Origin of the sequence: Micrococcus sp. GbtcB5, from assembly GCF_019091605.1 — a bacterium.
GTDB classification, from domain to species: Bacteria; Actinomycetota; Actinomycetes; order Actinomycetales; family Micrococcaceae; genus Micrococcus; species Micrococcus luteus.
Genome location: NZ_JAGXJK010000167.1, coordinates 1 through 280, shown reverse-complemented (window position 1 = coordinate 280; position 280 = coordinate 1). Strand labels below are relative to the sequence as shown.

General features: G+C 81.8%; 1 protein-coding gene. It reads left to right on the top strand.

The genetic code is table 11. The features are described from left to right. A partial coding sequence (locus tag KVS67_RS11880; RefSeq protein ID WP_217565435.1) for a hypothetical protein occupies positions 1-280 on the top strand: 280 nt, incomplete at both ends.

The following is a 280-nucleotide window of genomic DNA, read 5'->3' as shown; positions in this document are numbered from 1 at the left end:
GGCCCCGCCGCCGGCCAGCGCGGCGTGGGGGAGCACCGGGACCCCCGGCCCGACCAGGCGGCGGCCACGGTCGCGAAGATCAGCCCGCGCCCCACGCGGGCGGTGGCCGTGTTCGGCGGCGAGATCGAGACGGCCGACGGGCCCCGCCCGGCCGTCGCGGTGGAGGCCTTCGACGCCGCCGCCCTGGCCTCGTCCCGCATGGTCTTCCCGTATCTGCCCGGCGTGGCCGCGGCGGGCATCGCCGCCCGCGTGGGCGGCGGCCCGCTGGTCGCGGCCTACG